The sequence below is a fragment of the Pseudomonas sp. YL2 genome (assembly GCF_023063025.1).
Lineage (GTDB): Bacteria > Pseudomonadota > Gammaproteobacteria > Pseudomonadales > Pseudomonadaceae > Aquipseudomonas > Aquipseudomonas putida_A.
This window is the reverse complement of the sequence record NZ_JAJSLU010000001.1, coordinates 581895-598318: the sequence shown is the minus strand read 5'-3', so window position 1 is coordinate 598318 and position 16424 is coordinate 581895. Positions and strand designations below refer to the sequence as shown.

Below are 16424 nucleotides of genomic sequence, written 5' to 3'. Positions count from 1 at the left end.
ATGCATTCCAGGTGGGAGCGAGCCTGCTCGCGAAGAACGATGACTCGGTCTACAGCCTTACGCTGGCAAACGTCGACTCATTACGCGCCTGACTCAACGCCGACATCGGCCCCGATAGCGGCGACATCACGATCGCCTGCGGCAGCGGCAGCATCGCCACTTGCTGGGTGGTGTTGGAGCCTACGCGTTCGTCACGCGGCGGAATGCCGAAGTATTCGCGGTAGCACTTGGAGAAGTGCGGCGTCGACACGAAACCACACACCGACGCGACTTCAATGATCGACATCGGCGTCTGCTTGAGCAGTTGCCGCGCGCGGATCAGGCGCAGCTTGAGGTAGTAGCGCGACGGCGAGCAGTGCAGGTATTTCTGGAACAGCCGCTCCAGCTGTCGACGCGACACGGCGACGTACACCGCCAGTTCGTCGAGGTCGATCGGCTCTTCGAGGTTGGCTTCCATCAGCGCAACGATTTCCTGCAGCTTCGGCTGATTGGTGCCGAGCATGTGCTTGAGCGGCACGCGCTGGTGATCCTGCTCGTTGCGGATGCGCTCGTAGACGAACATTTCCGAGATCGCGGCGGACAGTTCACGCCCATGATCGCGGCTGATCAGATGCAACATCATGTCCAGTGGCGCGGTGCCGCCGGAACTGGTGAAACGGTTACGGTCGAGGGTGAACAGGCGAGTGCTCATCGCCACACGCGGGAAAGCTTCCTGCATCGCCGCCAGACATTCCCAGTGCACGCTGCAATCGAAGCCGTCGAGCAGACCGGCGCAAGCCAAAGCCCAGCTGCCGGTGCACACCGCGCCCAGACGCTTGGACTGACGCGCCTGGCTCTGCAGCCATGACACGTGTTCACGGGTCACGGTGCGTTGAATGCCGATCCCGCCGCAGACGATCACGGTGTCCAGGGGCGGGGCTTTGTGCATGGAGGCATCAGGGGTGATTTGCAGACCGTCACTGGCCCACACCTGGCCGCCATCGACGGTCAGGGTGCTCCAGCGATACAGCTCACGACCGGACAATTGGTTGGCCATGCGCAGGGGCTCGACTGCGGAGGCCAGAGAAATCAGCGTGAAATTGTCCAGCAGCAGAAAGCCGATGGATTGAGGCGCACGGTTCTGGGGTTGGGCCCCGGAGTTGAACGACGTCATCGCGGTATCTCCTCACACAAAGCGGGTGATGGCCTCAGGCGGAGGCTCTTGTTATTGCCGGCGTTCTCGCGTGGGAGACGGGCTTTGTTATGACAGAGCAATTGCCATGCCTAAAATTGAATGGCTGTTCAATAACTCCTGAAAACGACGTCGCGACGTGTCTATTCAAGACGTCGGACACACGGTGTTTCGAAGTGCCATCAGCGGCGCCGAGGGCCCTGCCCCGCTGCCTGTGAGCAGATCGGTAGCACTTGTGGGAACGGGCTTGCGCGCAGTTGTTTCAGAGTGTCACCGCAAGCACGGGTGACGGACGGCAGGGAGTGCGAATGGCGCACTGCGAGTGGGAAAAGCTCTTATCTGATTGCGACGCGCTAAAAGGTGGCGTGATTGTTTTGTTGTGTTCACTTAGCGCGCAGTTTTGACTGGTCTGGCGCTATCGCGAGCAGGCTCACTCCTACAGGGGAACGCATTCCAAGTGTAGGAGTGAGCCTGCTCGCGATGGGAGCGACACGGTCTCAGCACTCAACCGCGCTGACCGCCAAACCACCCCGCGAGGTCTCTTTATATTTGTCATGCATATCGGCGCCGGTATCACGCATGGTGCGGATCACCCGGTCCAGCGAGATGAAGTGCTGACCATCGCCACGCAGGGCCATCTGCGCTGCGTTGATCGCCTTCACAGCGGCAATTGCGTTGCGCTCGATACACGGCACCTGCACCAGGCCGCCGACCGGATCACAGGTCAGGCCGAGGTTGTGTTCCAGGCCGATTTCCGCCGCGTTGCACAGTTGCTCCGGCGTCGCGCCGAGAATCTCCGCCAACCCCGCCGCCGCCATCGCGCAGGCCGAACCAACCTCGCCCTGGCAGCCGACTTCGGCACCGGAGATCGAGGCGTTCTTCTTGCACAGAATCCCCACCGCCGCCGCGCCCAGGAAGTAATCGACCACATTGGCGTCGGTGACCGCTTCGCTGAACTTCATAAAGTAGTGCAACACCGCCGGGATGATCCCCGCCGCGCCATTGGTCGGCGCCGTGACCATGCGCCCGCCGGCAGCGTTTTCTTCATTGACCGCGAGGGCAAACAGGTTGACCCACTCCATGGCACTGAGGGTCGAGCCGATCACGTTGGGCTTGTTCAACTCCTGCAGGCTGCGATGCAACTTGGCCGCGCGCCGGCGCACATTGAGACCGCCGGGAAGGATGCCTTCGTGCTTGAGGCCCTGCTCGACGCAATCCTGCATCGCCCGCCACAGCTTCATCAGTCCGGCGCGGATTTCCTCTTCGCTGCGCCAGACCTTTTCGTTGGCCATCATCAGTTCGGCGACGCGCAGGTTGTTCTTTTGGCACAGCTGCAGCAGTTCCACCGCGCTGGAAAAGTCATAAGGCAATTCGGTGCGATCCAGATCGACCACACCGCTGGATGCCTGCGCCTGATCCACGACAAAACCGCCACCGACCGAATAGTAGGTGTCGCGATGAATCTCGCCGTGATCGCCTTCGGCAACCAGAGTCATGGCGTTGGGGTGGAACGGCAGGTTTTCGTCGATCAGGCGCATGTCGCGAGCCCAGACAAACGGCACCGACAGACGACCATCCAATAACAGCGTGTGAGTTTCGCGCAGCGCCTGAATACGCGGGCCGATCTGCGACGGGTCGATTGCGTCCGGCCACTCGCCCATCAAGCCCATGATCACTGCATTGTCGCTGCCGTGGCCGATACCGGTAGCCGACAGTGAGCCGAACAGTTGCACTTCTATACGCCGTACCTGCTCGAGCAGGTGCCGGTCGCGCAGCGATTCGACAAACAGGGCGGCGGCGCGCATCGGGCCGACGGTGTGGGAACTGGACGGGCCGATGCCGATTTTGAACAGGTCGAAAACGCTGATAGCCATTGCTGCAGAGCTCCTGAGGATGCCGTTCCCGGGCGTTAAGCGCCCGCTGGCGGAGCTGCTACGCTCAAGCTGCGATCCGCCGGAATGCCCGCATCATCAGGCTTTTGTCAGGTCGCTCGGCGTCTGACACCGACGCACTCATGCCCACCAACGCCGTGCCGGTTTCCTCCCGTGTTTTCGCCGTTTTTATGCGGTTCAGATGGCCAAACGGGGCGGAAAAAAGCTGTAAACGACGTCACTGACACTGGATGCGACCATCCCTGTACTGGATACGACCCACCCTGTAGGCGTCAGATTTTCACTGGTACATGATCGTTATGACTCGATTGCAAGGCGCCGTGGTAGAGCTGTCTCCAGAACGCCATCCAACCGCAACCTATAAGTGCGGTGGTCCACAGTCGGAACACTGCCAAAAAAAACACCAAGGAGTCCATCCATGAAAGGTTCCCCGTCGTTGTTGTTGGCCGCCATGCTGAGTCTGCCGTTACTGGCTCAAGCCGCAGAACCGGCGCAGTGCAGTACCGTTAACTTCTCCGATGTCGGCTGGACCGACATCACCGCGACCACCGCCACCACGTCGGTGGTGCTCGACGCCCTCGGCTACAAGACCAAGACCACCATGATCTCAGTGCCCGTGACCTACAAGTCGCTGGCCGACGGCAAGAACATGGACGTGTTCCTCGGTAACTGGATGCCGACCATGGAAAACGACATCAAGGCCTACCGCGATGCCGGCACCGTCGAAGTGGTGCGCACCAACCTCAAAGGTGCCAAGTACACCCTCGCCGTACCGCAAGCCCTGTACGACAAGGGACTGCATGACTTCGCCGACATCGCCAAATTCAAGAAAGAGCTCGATGGCAAGATCTACGGCATCGAGCCTGGCAACGACGGCAACCGCCTGATCCAGAGCATGATCGACAAGGACGCTTTCGGTTTGAAAACCGCCGGCTTCAAGGTCGTCGAATCGTCCGAAGCGGGCATGCTCTCGCAGGTCGACCGCGCGCAGAAACGCGACACCGCCGTGGTCTTCCTCGGCTGGGCGCCGCACCCGATGAACAAGCGCTTCAAGATTCAATACCTGACCGGCGGCGATGACTTCTTCGGCCCCGATTTCGGTGCTGCCACCGTGGCGACCAACACCCGCAAGGGCTACACCACCGAATGCAGCAACGTCGGTCAGTTGCTGAAGAACCTGGAGTTCACCGTCGACATGGAAAGTACCCTGATGGGCAACATCCTCGACGACAAGATGAAGCCTGAAGCGGCCGCCAAGGCCTGGCTGAAAAAGAACCCTCAGGTGCTCGATACCTGGCTCGCTGGCGTGACCACCATTGACGGTAAACCAGGCCTGGAGGCCGTGAAAGCCAAGCTCGCACAGTAATTGCCTTACGCCGGGCGAGTTCGCTCGCCCGGGCTGTTTATTCCTTGCATGCGGACGTTCACTACCATGCTGATTGATCAGAAAATCCCTTTAGGCCAGTACATCGCGGGCTTCGTTGAATGGTTGACGCAACACGGCGCCAGCACCTTCGACGCAATCGCCGTGACACTGGAAACGATGATCCACGGCGTGACGTTTGCGCTGACCTGGTTCAATCCCTTCGTCTTGATCGGCCTCATCGCCCTGCTCGCGCATTTCATCCAGCGCAAATGGGGGCTGACTGTTTTTGTGATTGCCTCGTTCCTGCTGATCCTCAACCTGGGGTACTGGCAGGAAACCATGGAAACCCTCGCCCAGGTCATGTTCGCGACCCTGGTCTGCGTGGTCATCGGCGTACCGCTGGGCATCGTCGCTGCGCACAAGCCGATGTTCTACACTTTAATGCGTCCGGTACTCGATCTGATGCAGACCGTACCGACCTTCGTTTACCTCATTCCTACCCTGACCCTCTTCGGGCTGGGTGTGGTGCCGGGCCTGATCTCCACGGTGGTGTTCGCCATCGCTGCACCGATCCGCCTGACCTACCTGGGCATCCGCGATGTCCCGCAAGAACTGATGGACGCCGGCAAGGCCTTCGGCTGCTCGCGTCGCCAATTGCTCTCACGGATCGAACTGCCTCACGCCATGCCGAGCATCGCTGCCGGCATCACCCAGTGCATCATGCTGTCGCTGTCGATGGTGGTGATCGCGGCACTGGTAGGCGCCGACGGACTCGGCAAACCGGTGGTCAACGCACTGAACACTGCTGATATCGCCTTGGGCTTCGAAGCGGGCCTGGCGATCGTACTGCTGGCGATCATGCTCGACCGTATCTGCAAACAACCCGACGCCAAAGTAGGGGGTGACGCATGAGCATAATTCGCTTCGATAACGTTGACGTGATCTTCACCAAGGATCCGCGCGAAGCACTGAAACTTCTCGATCAAGGTTTGACCCGCAGCGAGATCCTGAAAAAGACCGGGCAGATCGTCGGCGTGGAAAAGGCCAGTCTGGACATCAACAAGGGCGAGATCTGCGTACTGATGGGCCTGTCCGGCTCCGGCAAGTCGAGCCTGCTGCGCTGCATCAACGGCCTCAACACCGTGAGTCGCGGCAAGCTGTTCGTCGAGCACGAAGGCAAGCAGATCGACATCGCTTCCTGCACCCCGGCCGAACTGAAAATGATGCGCACCAAACGCATCGCCATGGTGTTCCAGAAGTTCGCCCTGATGCCGTGGCTGACGGTGCGCGAGAACATCAGTTTCGGTCTGGAAATGCAGGGCCGACCGGAAAAGGAACGGCGCAAGCTGGTCGACGACAAGCTTGAACTGGTGGGCCTGACCCAATGGCGCAACAAGAAGCCCGATGAACTCTCCGGCGGCATGCAGCAGCGGGTCGGCCTGGCCCGGGCGCTGGCGATGGACGCCGACATTCTGCTGATGGACGAACCGTTCTCGGCACTCGACCCGCTGATCCGTCAGGGTCTGCAGGATGAACTGCTGGAACTGCAACGCAAGCTGAGCAAGACCATCGTGTTTGTCAGTCACGATCTCGACGAAGCACTGAAACTGGGTAGCCGCATCGCGATCATGAAGGACGGCCGGATCATCCAGTACAGCGTGCCGGAAGAGATCGTACTGAACCCGGCGGACGACTATGTGCGCACCTTCGTAGCCCACACCAACCCGCTCAACGTCCTGTGTGGCCGCAGCCTGATGCGCACGCTGGACAACTGCAAACGCATCAACGGTTCGGTGTGCCTCGACCCGGGTGGCGATTCGTGGCTGGACCTGGCCGAAGGCAACACGATCAAGGGTGCGCGGCAGAACGGTTCGGTGCTGAACCTGCAGAACTGGGCACCGGGGCAAGCAGTGGAAGCCCTTGAGCGCAAGCCGACACTGGTGGACTCGAACATCGGCATGCGCGACGCGCTGCAGATTCGCTACCAGACCGGCAACAAACTGGTGCTGCACGACAACAACCATGTGGTGGGGATTCTGGGCGACAGCGAGCTGTATCACGCGTTGCTGGGCAAGAACCTGGGGTAAGAACCCCGGACACAAAAACGCCGCGAGAGGATCGCGGCGTTTTTGTTGGTACAGGTTATTCAGTTGCAAACAGAGAACCTGTGGTGAGGGGATTTATCCCCGATGAGCTGCGGAGCAGTCCTGAAACCTGTGACAGCGATTTATCTGAACTACCGCAATTGCCGGCTTGGGGCCGCTTCGCGACCCATCGAGGATAAATCCCCTCACCACAATGGTTTAACGGAGCAGCTGACCGCACCGCAAAACTTCAGGGGTTAGCTATACACCCGGCCAAGGAGCTGCCGATGGCTTTCAAACTGATCGAGCACATCGCGTGTGATCTGATCCTGCGTGAAGCCCATCAGGTCGTAGTCCTGGCTGCCGTTGTGCAAATACACCTCGGCGCGGTAGTAACGCTGGCGCGCTTCATCGGACTGGGCCGATTCGGTCGGGGTCGCCAGATAGCCGTCCAGGCTCACTTCGTAGACGAAAGGGTTGCCCTCTTCCATCTCGACGCGCACGCCCATGCAGCGTTTGGATTTGCCCAGCAGCGTCTGCACTTCCAGACCCTGTGCACGCAGTTGTGCAGCAGCGTCGTCAAGTGCCGGGGTCACGTGTTTGTCCATGAAGCGCTGCACCACCGATTGGCTCGGTTGCAGATCCAGCTGCGTCAGACGCTCGCTGAAACCACGACGCCCGCGCTCAGCCAGTTGCGCCTGCTCCTGTTCGATCTGCACGTCCTGGCGCATCGCCTTGTGCAGCCCGAACATGAAGAACACCAGCACCACCGAGAACGGCAGACCGGCCAGCACCACCATGGTTTGCATGGCTTCGAAGTTACCGGCGAACAGCAGACCGATGGTCACCAGCGTGATCACCACCGACCAGAAGATCCGCAGCCAGTGCGGCGCATCTTCATCAACGTTGCCGCCCTTGCAGGACAGATTCGCCATCATCACCGCGCCGGAGTCGGCCGGGGTCAGGAACAGCACGAAACCGACGAAGATCGACACACCGATGACGACTTTCGACGCCGGGTAGTGTTCCAGCAACTGGTAGATCGCCATCGACGGTTGTTCCAGCGCCGTCTTGCCGAGTTCCACCGCCCCCTGGTTCATCACCAGATCCAGCGCCGAGTTACCGAAGATCGACAGCCACGCCAGGGTGAAACCCAACGGGATCAGCAGTACACCAGCGACCAGCTCACGCACGGTACGACCACGGGAAATACGCGCGATGAACATGCCGACGAATGGCGCCCAGGAAATCCACCACGCCCAGTAGAACAGGGTCCACAGGCCCAGCCAGCGGTCGGACTTGGCGCTGTCGCCTTCGTAGACGTACAGGTCGAAGGTCTTCAGCACCACGCCGTTGAGGTAGTCGCCGATGTTCTGCACGAAGCCGTTGAGCAGGTGCAGGGTCGGGCCGAACAGCAGGACAAAAATCAGCAGACCGCTGAACAGCACGATGTTCAGGTTGGACAGACGACGAATGCCATTTTCCACGCCGGACACGGCAGCGATGGTCGCCACGGTGCTCATCACGATGATCACGATCAAAAGGTTGGTGTTGCTGTGTTCCATGCCGAACAGGTTTTCCAGGCCGGAGGACACTTGCAGCGAACCGATCCCCAGGTTGGTCACCAGACCCAGCAGGGTCACGAACATGCCGAAGCCGTCCACCGCGTGACCGGCGGCGCCTTTGACCCAACGCTCGCCGACCAGCGGATACAGCGCCGAACGCAGGGCCAGCGGCTGGTTATGACGGTAAGCGAAGTACGCCACAGCCAGACCGACCAGCGCATAGATCGCCCAGCCGTGCAGGCCCCAGTGCAGGAAGGTCAGTTGCACCGCCTGACGCGCGGCCAGGTTGGTGGCCGCTGCGCCTTCCGGAGGATTGAAGTAATGGTCCAGCGGCTCGGACGCGCCGAAGTACAGCAGCGAAATACCGATACCCGACGAGAACAGCATCCCCGCCCAGGCGCCGTAACTGAAATCCGGGGTGTCGTCCTTGCTGCCCAGTTTGAGTTTGCCGTAGGAGGAAAACGCCAGGCCCACCACAAACACCAGGTACGCGGCGATCACCACCATGTAGTACCAGCCGAAGCTGCGCGACAACCAGGCCTGAGCGATACCCAACAATCTGCCGGCCTCTTGCGGGGCGATGATCAGAATGGCGGTCAACAACAGAATCAACGCGGTAGAGGTGTAAAACACCCAACCGTTGACCGTCACCTTCTCGGGCGGGGTCTTTATAAGAGAGGCAGAACTCATGGCACAAATGCTCCAGGCAGTGCGAGAGAAGAACACAAGGCAACACGGAACCCGACCAATCGGTTAGTTGGCAGCCGACCGGCGGGTGATATAAAGACACCCCGAAAAAAGCCCGAACCTGCCGAAATGGCGTTGCGAATCGCTTTCGTGGCCAAAGCTGTGCGGACGTTCATCCGAAACCTGGCCCCGAGCGTCTTGCCCATTCAACACGTCCATCGAACAGCGAACCGCGCCATGCCCCACGCAGGTTTCAAGCATTTTCGGATGTCGTTTTATCGCCATTTACAAGCAGAAAAAATCTGTAGGCAGCGACGATTTGTCGCAGATCTTATTCTTTGTTGATTGAACGTTCAATCAAAACAAAATAGACTGGCCCTCAATCCGATAGGCGTTTATCGCCCTTCGGAAGGCCTAAGGAGATGTGCAAGATGCCCAAGGTCGGTATGCAACCCATCCGCCGCCAACAACTGATCGAAGCCACGTTGCAGGCGGTCGATCAGGTCGGTATGGGGGACGCCAGCATTGCGCTGATCGCCCGTTTGGCCGGTGTCTCGAATGGCATCATCAGTCACTATTTTCAGGACAAGAATGGCCTGATTGCCGCCACGATGCGGTATCTGATGAATGTCCTCAGCGAGAACGTCACCGCGCGCCGACAGGCGCTGGCAGACAGCAGCCCACGGGCGCATCTGCAGGTGATCATCGAAGGCAACTTCGACGCCAGCCAGGTCAATGGCCCGGCAATGAAAACCTGGCTGGCCTTCTGGGCCACCAGCATGCACCAGCCGTCTTTGCACAGGTTGCAGCGGATCAACGATCACCGTCTGTATTCCAACCTGTGCTGCGAGTTCCGCCGTGTGTTGCCGCTCGAAGATGCGCGCAGCGCCGCGCGTGGACTGGCAGCGTTGATCGACGGCTTGTGGTTGCGCGGCGCGCTGTCGGGAGACGCTTTCGACACGGCGCAGGCGCAACAGATCGCGTACGAATACATGGATTTCCAATTGGCCAAGCAGGTGAACCAGAGCACACAGAAAACGCTCGGTACCTGAACCGCCACCGCAGTTTCAGCGCGGTGGTCGACGCCAACCACTAATGCACTTGCGAGGACACTATGGCCCGTTTCGAACTGCAAAAACTCTACATCGATGGCACGTACTCCGACGCTGGCAGCGATGCCACTTTCGAAGCCATCAACCCGGCGAACGGTGAAGTCCTCGCCCAAGTGCAACGTGCGACCAAGGAAGACGTCGAGCGTGCTGTGGTCAGCGCTGAAAAGGGCCAGAAAATCTGGGCCGCGATGACCGCCATGGAGCGTTCGCGCATCCTGCGTCGCGCCGTCGACATCCTGCGCGAGCGCAACGATGAACTGGCTGCTCTGGAAACCCTGGACACCGGCAAGGCTTACTCCGAAACCAAATACGTCGACATCGTCACCGGCGCCGACGTGCTGGAATACTACGCAGGCCTGGTGCCGGCGATCGAAGGCGAGCAGATTCCGCTGCGCGACACTTCCTTCGTCTACACCCGTCGCGAGCCACTGGGCGTGGTCGCCGGTATCGGCGCGTGGAACTACCCGATCCAGATCGCCCTGTGGAAATCCGCACCGGCCCTGGCCGCCGGTAACGCAATGATCTTCAAGCCAAGCGAAGTCACCTCGCTGACCACCCTGAAACTGGCCGAAATCTACACCGAAGCCGGCCTGCCAAACGGCGTGTTCAACGTGCTGACCGGCAGCGGCCGTGAAGTCGGCACCTGGCTGACCGAGCACCCGCGCATCGAGAAAGTCTCCTTCACCGGCGGCACCGACACCGGCAAGAAAGTCATGGCCAGCGCTTCGGCTTCGTCGTTGAAAGACGTGACCATGGAACTGGGCGGCAAGTCGCCGCTGATCATCTGCGACGACGCCGACCTCGATCGCGCCGCCGACACCGCGATGATGGCCAACTTCTACAGCTCCGGTCAGGTTTGCACCAACGGCACTCGCGTATTCGTACCGAGCCACCTGAAAGCCGCTTTCGAAGCCAAGATCGTCGAGCGCGTCGCGCGCATCCGCATCGGCAACCCGGAAGACGAAAACACCAACTTCGGCCCACTGGTCAGCTTCGCCCACATGGAAAGCGTGCTGGGTTACATCGCCAAGGGTAAAGAAGAAGGTGCCCGTGTGCTGTGTGGCGGCGAGCGTCTGACCGATGGCGAATTCGCCAAAGGTGCATTCGTCGCTCCGACCGTGTTCACCGATTGCACCGACGAAATGACCATCGTTCGTGAAGAAATCTTTGGCCCGGTGATGGCGATCCTCTCCTACGAGACCGAAGAAGAAGTGATCCGCCGCGCCAACGACACCGACTTCGGCCTGGCCGCCGGTATCGTCACCAAAGACCTGAACCGCGCGCACCGCGTGATTCATCAACTGGAAGCCGGTATCTGCTGGATCAACGCCTGGGGCGAGTCCGACGCAAAAATGCCGGTGGGCGGTTACAAGCAGTCGGGCGTGGGTCGTGAAAACGGCATCAGCTCGCTGACCAACTACACACGCATCAAATCGGTACAGGTCGAGCTGGGCGATTACGTCTCGGTGTTCTAAGCCCGAGTCTTGTATTGCCTGCGAAGGCCTCTTCGCGGGCAAGCCCGCTCCCACAGGTTTGGAGTCGTCCTTCAAATCTGTGGCAGCTCCCAATCCTTGTGGGAGCTGGCTTGCCAGCGATTCGAGTGCGCAGCACTCGCTGAGGTCCTGCCTGACCACATTTAAAGAGGGTGCATTCAATGTCCCAAGAATTCGATTACATCATCATCGGTGCCGGCTCGGCCGGTAATACCCTGGCGACCCGTCTGACTGAAGACGAAGGCGTCACCGTGCTCCTGCTCGAAGCAGGCGGCCCGGACTATCGTTTTGACTTCCGCACGCAAATGCCGGCTGCACTGGCATTCCCGCTGCAAGGTCGTCGCTACAACTGGGCGTACGAAACCGATCCGGAGCCACACATGGACGGTCGCCGGATGGAATGCGGTCGCGGCAAAGGCCTCGGCGGCTCCTCGCTGATCAACGGCATGTGCTACATCCGTGGCAACGCGATGGACTACGACGGCTGGGCGAAACTGCCGGGCCTGGAAGACTGGTCGTACCTCGACTGCCTGCCGTACTTCCGTAAAGCGGAAACCCGCGACATCGGCCCGAACGACTACCACGGTGGCGACGGCCCGGTCAGCGTGACCACGCCGAAGGCGGGCAACAACCCGCTGTTCCACGCCATGGTTGAAGCCGGCGTGCAGGCCGGTTACCCGCGCACCGAAGACTTGAACGGCTACCAGCAGGAAGGCTTCGGCCCGATGGACCGCACCGTGACGCCAAACGGCCGTCGTGCTTCCACCGCCCGCGGCTACCTCGACGTTGCCAAGAAGCGCTCGACCCTGACCATCGTCACCCACGCCCTGACTGACAAGATTCTGTTCGAAGGCAAGCGTGCGGTTGGCGTGCGTTACCTGGTCGGTTCGGCGGAAGAGCGCGTTGAAGCCAAGGCACGCAAAGAAGTCCTGCTGTGCTCCGGCGCCATCGCTTCGCCGCAGATTCTGCAGCGCTCCGGTGTCGGCCCGGCAAAACTGCTGGAAAGCCTCGACATCCCGGTGGTCCACGACCTGCCGGGCGTCGGTGAAAACCTGCAGGATCACCTTGAGCTGTACCTACAATACGCCTGCACCCAACCGGTCTCGCTGTACCCGTCGCTGCTCTGGTACAACCAGCCGGCCATCGGTGCCGAGTGGCTGTTCAACGGCACCGGCATCGGCGCCAGCAACCAGTTCGAAGCCGGCGGTTTCATCCGTTCGCGTCCGGAATTCGAGTGGCCGAACATCCAGTACCACTTCCTGCCGGTAGCGATTAACTACAACGGCAGCAACGGTGTGAAAGAGCACGGCTTCCAGGCGCACATGGGTTCCATGCGTTCGCCGAGCCGTGGCCGCATCCAGTTGAAGTCCAAGGATCCGCGCCAGCACCCGAGCATCCTGTTCAACTACATGGCCACCGAGCAGGACTGGCAGGAATTCCGTGACGGCATCCGCCTGACCCGCGAAATCATGCAACAGCCTGCGCTGGACGCCTTCCGTGGCCGCGAAATCAGCCCGGGCATCGACGTGCAAACCGATGAGCAGCTGGACAAGTTCATCCGCGAGCACGCCGAAACCGCGTTCCACCCGTCCTGCTCGTGCAAGATGGGCACCGACGAGATGGCGGTTGTGGATGGCGAAGGTCGCGTGCACGGCATGCAGAGCCTGCGTGTGGTCGACGCTTCGATCATGCCGATCATCACCACCGGTAACCTGAACGCGCCGACGATCATGATCGCCGAGAAAATCGCCGACAAGATCCGTGGCCGCAAGCCACTGCCGCGTAGCAATGCTGCCTACTACGTGGCTGGCGGTGCGCCGGTGAAGGGCAAGCCGATGCGTGATATCACCCCGGCGGCTCAGTAAGACTTGATACCGCGTCACGGCTAATCGCGAGCAGGCTCACTCCTACAAGGATCTCCAGTGTTCACATAATGTGTGTTCGCTGGAGATCCTTGTAGGAGTGAGCCTGCTCGCGATGAGGCCCTGCAATTCAATACCCCTCCCCCCTGCTGCACAGTAAATCCTCCTACACCTCCTCTTCACTTGATCCTACCCCCACGCAGGCCTACTCTAGACCTCGCGCAATCGTTTCATCCCTCCCCCGCCGAATCGCTTCACCCCGCAACTCCATAACAAGGAGGTTCCCGAATGTTCGATTTCCACCCCCAGCTCAAGCAGCGCTTCGCTGCCTTGCGCACGGGCGCCGAGTTTTTCTCCCTGCGGTATGTACGCGAGTCCGGCCAGTACCTGTCGGTGCGCAAGAACGTCGCCGAGCCGCCAAGCCTGAGCCGCGACGAAGGCGCGATGCTGACTGTGCGCGTCAACGGCGTCGAGGCTTATGCGGCGACCAACGACCTGTCGCAGCAAGGCCTGCAAGCCGCCCTTGAGCGCGCCGAACTGCAGGCCCGGCGACTGAAGCCGCACGCCTTGCTCGACCTGCGCGAACAGCCTGTATCGAGCGACCGCGCTGATTACTTTTCGCCCAATCTCGAGCAACCCTTCCCGTCCCTGAGCGAATGCTTCGAGCTGCTCGGCGCGGAATCCGCCTCGGTGCCAAAGGATGAGCGCCTGGTGAATTGGGAAGCGAGCATCGGCATCACCCACGTCGAGCAGATCTACCTGAGCAGCGCCGGCGCCGAATTGCGCCAGGCCCAGCGCTTCGTCTATCCGGGCCTCGACGTCACCGCCTATGACGGCAACGACAGCCAGACCCGTTCCCTCGGCCGCGAGAACTTCGGCCAGCAGGGTGGCGCGGACGTGATCAGCCGTTGCGGCCTGGTCGGCGCCGGCCCGAAGGTGGCCGATCAGGCCCTGCAACTGCTGCTCGCGCCGAACACCCCGCAAGGCCCGCGCGATCTGTTGCTGATGCCTGACCAGATGATGCTGCAGATTCACGAGTCCATCGGTCACCCGCTGGAGCTCGACCGCATCCTCGGTGACGAGCGCAATTACGCCGGCACCAGCTTCGTCAAAACCAGCGACTTCGGCAGCCTGCAATACGGCTCGAAGCTGCTCAACGTGACCTTCGACCCAGACATTCCCGAAGAGCTGGCCAGCTACGGCCACGATGACGACGGGACCAAGGCCAGCAAACAATTCCTGATTCGCGAAGGCTTGCTGTTGCGGCCACTGGGTGGCGCGCTGTCGCAGTTCCGCGCCGGTCTCGACGGCGTTGCCAACAGCCGCGCCTGCGGCTGGAACCGGCCGCCGATCGACCGCATGGCCAACCTCAACATCGAGCCGGGCGATCAGTCGCTGACGCAACTGATCAGCGGTATCGAGCACGGCATTCTGATGAGCACCAACCGTTCATGGTCGATTGACGATGCGCGCAACAAATTCCAGTTCGGTTGCGAGTGGGGTCAGTTGATCGAGAACGGCGAACTCAAGGGTGTGGTGAAAAATCCGAATTACCGGGGCATTTCCGCGCACTTCTGGAAGAGTCTGCGCGCGGTCGGCAATGCCGGCACCCGAATGGTGCTGGGCACGCCAAACTGCGGCAAGGGCGAGCCGAACCAGGTGATCCGCGTCGGCCACGCTTCACCGGCCTGCGTATTCAGCAACGTTGATGTGTTTGGGGGAGACGCCTGATGAGCATTTCGAAGAGTCAGTCCGACGCCTTCAAGGTCATGGTCAATTGGCTGCGCGACAGTGTGCGCGAGCCGGAACAATTCACCCTCAGCTACGCCGCCGAGTCCTCGGCGTTCGTGCGTTTCAATCACGCCAAGGTGCGTCAGGCCGGCCAGGTGCAGCAAGCCGACGTCGGGCTGAAGCTGATCAACGACGGGCGCCACGCCGATCTGCACATCACCCTGTCCGGTGATCAGGAAGCCGATCTGCAACGCCTCTCCGAAGGCCTGCAACAACTGCGCGAAACCCTGCCGCTGCTGCCACAGGATCCGTACCTGCTGCTCAACCACAACGGCTGGCAGAGCAACAACGTGCAGGAACATCCGCTGCCGGACACCGAGCAGGTGGTCGAGGAAATCTGCACCGCTGCTGAAGGTCTGGATCTGGTCGGCTTCTATGCTGCCGGTCCGATCAGCCGTGGTTTCGCCAGCTCCTCGGGGGCGTTCGGCTGGCATCAGGCCAACAGCTTCAACTTCGACTTCAGCCTGTTCCACGACAATGGCGAAGCGGTGAAAGCCAGCTACGCCGGGCACGAGTGGAGCAGCGAAGGCTTCACCCGCCGCTTCCAGCAGGCCCGCGAGCAACTGGCGTTCCTCGGTCGACCGTTACGCACCCTCGCACCGGGGCAATACCGCGCGTACCTGGCGCCGGCCGCGCTGGAAGAAATCATGGGCATGCTCAGCTGGGGCGGCTTCTCGGCGCAGTCGATTGCCAGCAAAAGCAGCCCGCTGCAGAAGCTGTATGTCGGCGATCAGGCGTTCAGCCCGCTGGTCTCGCTGGATGAGCAAGTCAGCGGTTCGTTGAGCCCGGCATTCTCCGGCGAAGGTTATCCGCGCAGCGATCTGCGGCTGATCGTCGAAGGCAAGGCTGGCGATCAACTGGTCGGTTCGCGCAGTGCCGCCGAATACGGCCTGACCGCCAACGGCGCCGGCGGCGGTGAAATGCCAAGTGCACTGAACATGGCCGCCGGTGATCTGTCACAGGCAGAGATCCTCAAGCAGTTGGGCACCGGGCTGTACATCAGCAATCTGTGGTACCTGAACTACTCGGATCAACCAGCGGCGCGCCTGACCGGCATGACTCGCTTCGCAACTTTCTGGGTCGAGAACGGCGAGATTCAGGCGCCGGTCAGCACCATGCGCTTCGACGACAGCGCCTACAGCCTGCTGGGTTCGCAGCTGGAAGCATTGACCGCCGAGCGTGAGTTGCTGCTGTCGGCGAGCACGTATAGCCAGCGCAATACCTCGTCGGCACTGCTGCCGGGGGCGCTGGTGAGCCGACTGACCTTGACCCTATAAGACCAGGATCTCCAAAACACTGGAGATCTACTGTGGGGGGGGGGGACGGGCCGGGAGGGGGGGGGGTCGCAATACTCTAGGGGGGGGGCGCAACCCCCCTTCGCGGGCGCCCCCCGCCCCCCCC

11 protein-coding genes are annotated in these 16424 nt (G+C 60.9%); 8 read left to right on the top strand and 3 right to left on the bottom strand.

Translation table 11 applies throughout. The features are described 5' to 3' along the window. Window positions 1-49 precede the first annotated feature (49 nt). Both gbdR and LVD08_RS02740 read right to left on the bottom strand, forming a co-directional pair. Window positions 50-1153 carry a choline metabolism transcriptional regulator GbdR gene (gene gbdR, locus LVD08_RS02745; RefSeq protein ID WP_007949927.1) on the bottom strand — a complete coding sequence of 368 codons (1104 nt, stop codon included), beginning with the start codon at window positions 1151-1153 and terminating at the stop codon, window positions 50-52. 515 nt (window positions 1154-1668) lie between these two features. After that, window positions 1669-3045 carry an L-serine ammonia-lyase gene (locus LVD08_RS02740; protein WP_115985992.1) on the bottom strand — a complete coding sequence of 459 codons (1377 nt, stop codon included), beginning with the start codon at window positions 3043-3045 and terminating at the stop codon, window positions 1669-1671. Window positions 3046-3481: 436 nt separating this feature from the next. On the opposite strand from LVD08_RS02740, the gene LVD08_RS02735 reads away from it, so the two are divergent. The 3 genes from LVD08_RS02735 to choV all read left to right on the top strand — a co-directional run bounded on the left by LVD08_RS02735 (window position 3482) and on the right by choV (window position 6516). Then, window positions 3482-4429, top strand: coding sequence for a choline ABC transporter substrate-binding protein (locus tag LVD08_RS02735; RefSeq protein WP_027610641.1), 948 nt, complete (start codon window positions 3482-3484; stop codon window positions 4427-4429). Window positions 4430-4495: 66 nt separating this feature from the next. Next, window positions 4496-5341: a choline ABC transporter permease subunit gene (gene choW, locus LVD08_RS02730; protein WP_007962645.1), complete on the top strand. Its 846-nt coding sequence runs from the start codon at window positions 4496-4498 to the stop codon at window positions 5339-5341. After that, the gene (gene choV, locus LVD08_RS02725) at window positions 5338-6516 is read left to right on the top strand and encodes a choline ABC transporter ATP-binding protein (RefSeq protein ID WP_007962646.1); all 1179 of its coding nucleotides are present in this window, start codon (window positions 5338-5340) and stop codon (window positions 6514-6516) included. The genes choW and choV overlap by 4 nt, the downstream gene beginning before the upstream one ends. A 254-nt stretch (window positions 6517-6770) precedes the next feature. On the opposite strand, the gene betT is transcribed toward choV, so the two are convergent. Further along, the gene (gene betT, locus LVD08_RS02720) at window positions 6771-8768 is read right to left on the bottom strand and encodes a choline BCCT transporter BetT (protein ID WP_097089039.1); all 1998 of its coding nucleotides are present in this window, start codon (window positions 8766-8768) and stop codon (window positions 6771-6773) included. Window positions 8769-9196: 428 nt separating this feature from the next. Between betT and betI the strand changes: the two genes are divergently transcribed. The 5 genes from betI (at window position 9197) to LVD08_RS02695 (ending at window position 16300) form a co-directional block, all read left to right on the top strand. Further along, entirely contained in the window at window positions 9197-9817 is a 621-nt protein-coding gene (gene betI, locus LVD08_RS02715) for a transcriptional regulator BetI (RefSeq protein WP_247267325.1), read from the top strand. Window positions 9818-9879: 62 nt separating this feature from the next. Continuing rightward, entirely contained in the window at window positions 9880-11352 is a 1473-nt protein-coding gene (gene betB / locus LVD08_RS02710) for a betaine-aldehyde dehydrogenase (protein ID WP_247267324.1), read from the top strand. A gap of 179 nt (window positions 11353-11531) precedes the next feature. Further along, entirely contained in the window at window positions 11532-13235 is a 1704-nt protein-coding gene (betA, locus tag LVD08_RS02705; RefSeq protein ID WP_098966005.1) for a choline dehydrogenase, read from the top strand. A gap of 285 nt (window positions 13236-13520) precedes the next feature. Continuing rightward, window positions 13521-14963: a TldD/PmbA family protein gene (locus LVD08_RS02700; protein ID WP_247267323.1), complete on the top strand. Its 1443-nt coding sequence runs from the start codon at window positions 13521-13523 to the stop codon at window positions 14961-14963. After that, window positions 14963-16300 (top strand): TldD/PmbA family protein, encoded by a 1338-nt coding sequence (locus LVD08_RS02695; protein WP_247267322.1) that lies wholly within the window; start codon window positions 14963-14965, stop codon window positions 16298-16300. The genes LVD08_RS02700 and LVD08_RS02695 overlap by 1 nt, the downstream gene beginning before the upstream one ends. Window positions 16301-16424 lie beyond the last annotated feature (124 nt).